Origin of the sequence: Immundisolibacter sp. (genome assembly GCF_041625615.1) — a bacterium.
Classification (GTDB): Bacteria; Pseudomonadota; Gammaproteobacteria; order Immundisolibacterales; family Immundisolibacteraceae; genus Immundisolibacter.
This window is the reverse complement of record NZ_JBFJTF010000165.1, coordinates 1-4,305: the sequence shown is the minus strand read 5'-3', so window position 1 is coordinate 4,305 and position 4,305 is coordinate 1. Positions and strand designations below refer to the sequence as shown.

4 protein-coding genes are annotated in these 4,305 nt (G+C 70.0%); 3 read left to right on the top strand and 1 reads right to left on the bottom strand.

The features are described from left to right. Window positions 1-1,302 (top strand): HAD-IC family P-type ATPase (locus ABYX71_RS10680; protein WP_372696481.1); only part of this gene is annotated, 1,302 nt, incomplete at its 5' end. Between the two features lie 16 nt (window positions 1,303-1,318). Here ABYX71_RS10680 and cysS read toward each other — a convergent pair. Beyond that, the gene (gene cysS / locus ABYX71_RS10675; protein WP_372696480.1) at window positions 1,319-2,695 is read right to left on the bottom strand and encodes a cysteine--tRNA ligase; all 1,377 of its coding nucleotides are present in this window, start codon (window positions 2,693-2,695) and stop codon (window positions 1,319-1,321) included. A 115-nt stretch (window positions 2,696-2,810) separates the two neighbouring features. Here cysS and ABYX71_RS10670 point away from each other — a divergent pair, with 115 nt between their 5' ends. Both ABYX71_RS10670 and ABYX71_RS10665 read left to right on the top strand, forming a co-directional pair. Next, on the top strand, window positions 2,811-3,398 hold the full coding sequence (locus tag ABYX71_RS10670) for a peptidylprolyl isomerase (protein WP_372696479.1): 588 nt from the start codon (window positions 2,811-2,813) through the stop codon (window positions 3,396-3,398). Next, window positions 3,398-4,126, top strand: a complete 729-nt coding sequence (locus ABYX71_RS10665) for a UDP-2,3-diacylglucosamine diphosphatase (RefSeq protein WP_372696478.1) — start codon at window positions 3,398-3,400, stop codon at window positions 4,124-4,126. The genes ABYX71_RS10670 and ABYX71_RS10665 overlap by 1 nt, the downstream gene beginning before the upstream one ends. The last annotated feature ends 179 nt before the right edge of the window (window positions 4,127-4,305 follow it).

Here is a 4,305-nt window from a genome sequence, read left to right as displayed (position 1 = left end):
GGCGCGCCCGAGGCGCTGCTGGCACTGTGCTGCGACGAGCGTACCGAGCGCGGCGGCGGCGAGCCGCTGAACGACGCGCGCTGGCGCGACCATGCCGCCCGCATTGCCGCCGAGGGCCAGCGGGTGCTGGCCCGGGCCGTGCGCCGGGTGTCACCCCAGCACACGGTGCTGGAACTGCCGGATCTGAGCGGCCGACTGACACTGCTGGGCATCGTCGGCCTGAGCGACCCGCCCCGCCCGGAGGCCATCGAGGCGGTGACGCACTGCCGGCATGCCGGCATTGCCGTGAAGATGATCACCGGCGATCACGCCACCACGGCGGCGGCCATCGGCCGTCAGGTCGGCCTTGGCAACACCAAGCAGGTGCTCACCGGCGCCGACCTGGAGCAGATGGACGACGCCGCGCTGGCGGCGGCGGTACTCCATACCGACGTGTTCGCGCGCACCAGCCCGGAACACAAGCTGCGCCTGGTGATGGCCCTGCAGGGTCACGGCATGACCGTGGCCATGACCGGCGACGGCGTCAACGATGCCCCGGCCCTGCGCCGCGCCGACGCCGGCATCGCCATGGGACTGAAAGGCAGCGAGGCGGCCAAGGAAGCCGCCGACCTGGTGCTGGCGGACGACAACTTCGCCACCATCGTCGCCGCCGTGCGCGAGGGGCGCACGGTCTACGACAACATCCGCAAGGTCATCAGCTGGACCCTGCCGACCAACGCCGGCGAAGCGGCCACCATCATCCTGGCGCTGCTGCTGGGCCTGACGCTGCCGATCACGGCGCTGCAGATCCTGTGGGTGAACCTGATCACCGCCGTCACGCTGGGCATCGCGCTGGCCTTCGAACCGACCGAGGAGCGCACCATGCATCGCCCGCCGCGGCCACGCGACGCGCCCCTGCTCAGCGGCCGGCTGGTGTGGCTGATCGCGCTGGCGGCGCTGCTGTTCATGTGCGGGGTGTTCGGCATCTACAGCTACGCCCTGCAGCGCGGCTACTCCATCGAGCTGGCGCGCACGCTGGCCATGAACACGCTGGTGGTGATGGAAATCTTCTACCTGTTCTACATCCGCCACCTGCACGGCACCTCGCTGACCCGCGAGGCGGTACGCGGCACGCGCGCCGTGTGGGGCGCCGTGCTGACGGTCACCGCCGGCCAGTTCGCCGTCACCTACCTGCCGCCGCTGCAGGCGGTGTTCGAGACGCGGGCGGTGGCGTTCGCCGACGGCGCGCTGGTGGTGGCCATCGGCGTGGCGCTGATGGCGCTGCTGGAACTCGAGAAACGGCTGCGGCTGAGCCTGCGCTGAGACGGGAAAGGGCCGCTCAGCGCCGCCGCCAGGTGGTGCCGCCGGCGCCGTCCTCCAGCACCACGCCGGCCTCGGTGAGCTGCGCGCGAATGGCGTCGGCACGGGCGAAGTCGCGCGCCTTGCGCGCCGCCAGGCGCTCGTGCACCAACGCCTCGATGTCGGCGTCGGACGGTCCGCCGGCATCCGCGCCACCTTTCAGGAACGCCTGCGGGTCGTCCTGCAGCAGGCCGAGCACACCGCCCAGCCGGCGCAACGTGGCAGCCAGCTCGTCCACCCGTCCCGGCACCTCGGTGCGGTTCAGGTCGCGCACCAGGTCGAACAGCACGGCGATGGCGACCGGCGTGTTGAAGTCGTCCTGCATGGCGGCATCGAAGCGCGCCAGGTAGCCGACATCCGGCGCCGCGTCGGTCGCCGCCCCGGCGCGGTCCAGCGCCCGGTAGCAGCGGGCCAGCGCCTCGCGCGCGGCGTCGAGCGCGGCGTCCGAGTAGTTCAGCGCACTGCGGTAGTGGCTGGCCAGCAGGAAGAACCGCAGCACTTCGGGCTGGTAGCGGGCCAGCACATCGCGGATGGTGAAGAAGTTGCCGAGCGACTTCGACATCTTCTCGTCGTCGATGCGCACGAAGCCGTTGTGCATCCACACGTTCACATACGGCTCGCCGGTGGCCGCCTCGGACTGGGCGATCTCGTTCTCGTGGTGCGGAAAGATCAGGTCGTAGCCGCCGCCGTGGATGTCGAAATGGTTACCCAGGCACTGCGTGGACATGGCCGAGCATTCGATGTGCCAGCCCGGCCGGCCGTCGCCCCACGGGGACGGCCACGACGGCTCACCCGGCTTGGCCGCCTTCCACAGGGCGAAATCCAGCGGATCGGCCTTGGCCTCGTTCACCTCCACCCGCTCGCCGGCGCGCAGGTCCTCCACCACCCGGTGCGACAGGCGCCCGTACTGCTCGAACCGCTGCACGGCGTAGTACACGTCGCCGTTGTCGGCGCGGTAGGCGTAGCCCTTGTCGATGAGGGAGCCGATCATGGCGATGATGTCGGCAATGTGGCCGCTGGCCCGCGGCTCGTCGTCCGGCGGCTGCACCCCCAGCCGCGCCAGATCCTCGTGCATGGCGGCGATATAGCGCTGCGTCAGCGCCTCGGTGGTCTCCCCGTGCTCGGCCGCCCGACGAATGATCTTGTCGTCGATGTCGGTGATGTTGCGCACGTAGTGGACGTCCAGCCCCAGGTGGCGCAGGTAGCGCACCACCATGTCGAACACCACGAACACCCGCGCATGCCCCACGTGGCAGTAGTCGTAAACGGTGGCGCCGCACACGTACATGCGTACCGTGCCCGGAACCAGGGGGCGCAGCGGCTGTTTGTCGCCGGTAAGGGTGTTGTGGATCAGCATGCCCTGGGCCTTGATGCGGAAAAGCGGCGGAATGATACCGCCTGACCACCGCACTGCCGGCCACACGCCGCCAGGCTGCTAAAGTAGGCGTCCCATCCCAACCCCGATGCGTGCCATGTCGTTTCGCCTGCTCCTGTCCCTGGTGTTTGGCCTGCTGCCCGTGGCCGCCTTTGCCCAGGAGACCCATCCCGTGACCGTCAACGTCGTACTCGAAACCAACCTCGGCAAGATCGGCCTCGAGCTGTATCCGGACAAGGCCCCGGAGACGGTGGCCAACTTCACCGACTATGTGCGCGCCGGCCACTATGACGGCACCGTGTTCCACCGCGTGATCCCGAACTTCATGATCCAGGGCGGCGGCTTCAACGCACAGTTGCAGCAAAAGCCCACCAACGCACCGGTACCGAACGAGGCCGACAACGGGCTCAAGAACGACCGCGGCAGCATCGCCATGGCGCGCACCGCCGATCCGCACTCGGCCAGCGCACAGTTCTTCATCAACGTGGCCGACAACGGCTTCCTGAATTTCACCGCGCCGACCCGTCAGGGCTGGGGCTACGCGGTGTTCGGCAAGGTGACCTCCGGCATGGACGTGGTCGACGCCATCGTCGCCCTGCCGACCGGCGCCGCCGGGCCGTTCGGGTCGGACGTGCCCAAGCAGGCGGCCATCATCGAATCGGCGCGGGTGCTCGACGCCGACTGATGCTGCGGCTTTTCATCGCCGACCTGCACCTGCGCGCCGAGGCGACCGACCAGGCGCGCCTTGGCCGCTTTCTGACGCGCTTCGGCGCCGGCAGCGAGCTGTTCGTGCTCGGTGACCTGTGCGACCTGTGGCTGGGCGACGATATCGACCTGCCACGCTTTGCGCCGGTCGTGGACGCGCTCGCCGCCTACGCCGCCCGCGGCGGCCAAGCGCACGTGATGGTCGGCAATCACGACTTTCTGTTCGGCGAGGCGTTTTTCGCGCACAGCGGCGCCCGTCCCCTGCCCGACCCGACCGTCATCGAACACGCCGGCCACCGCCTGCTGCTGACGCACGGCGACACGCTGTGCACCGCGGATGTCGACTACCAGGCGTTCCGGACGCGCATCCGGGCACCGCAGTTCGTGGCTGATTTCCTGGCCAAGCCGCCGGCCGAGCGGGTGCAGGTCGCGCGCGGGTTTCAGGACGCCAGCCGCACGGCCACCGCCGCCAAGGCGGCAGACGTGATGGAGGTGGACACGGCGGCTGCCACTGCGGCGCTGCGGGAGGCGGACGCGGACATGCTGCTGCACGGCCACACCCACCGCCCGGGCGTGCACCGCCTGGACGCCGGCAAGCGGGTGGTGCTGGGGCCCTGGTACGACGGCGAAAGCGCGCTCGTCTGGCCGGCCGACGGCCCGCCGCAGCCGATCAACATGGGCTGCAACGCTAACGACCTGATCGATTGAGCGCAAACGCCGCGCCAAGGCATCCGCGGCACGCGGATGTGCCGCGCGTGCTCGACGCAGCGCGCTGAACACGCCCCCCCCCGAAAACCACGCGTTTCGGGGGCGGGGGCTGGGCGGCCCCGGACGGACCGACCCGGCCTCTCAAATCAAGGCGTCTGCGCGTTTTCCTTCGGCGGCGC